1 protein-coding gene is annotated in these 241 nt (G+C 49.0%); it reads right to left on the reverse strand.

The window, feature by feature from the left end; genetic code table 11:
* A partial coding sequence (locus RVY79_RS21280) for an NAD-dependent epimerase/dehydratase family protein (RefSeq protein ID WP_317466612.1) occupies positions 1–241 on the reverse strand: 241 nt, incomplete at both ends.

The raw sequence follows: 241 nt of genomic DNA on the forward strand, positions 1-241 counted from the left end.
CATGATCGCCAATATATCGCGCAACGAGTAGCCTGTTCCCGAACAGACATTAAATGTCTGCCCAGCCACATCCGCGCCGAGCAAGCGAGAATACACATCAACGACATTCCGCACATCCGAGAAATCACGAATGACATCCAAATTACCGAGCTCTAAAACAGGAGCTCGGTCGGCAAAGTGTTTGACTATCTTGGGTAACAAGAAATTGAGCGGCTGACCAATGCCCGTATAGTTGAATGGG

The sequence above is a fragment of the Chromohalobacter sp. HP20-39 genome, from assembly GCF_033052815.1.
Classification (GTDB): domain Bacteria; phylum Pseudomonadota; class Gammaproteobacteria; order Pseudomonadales; family Halomonadaceae; genus Chromohalobacter.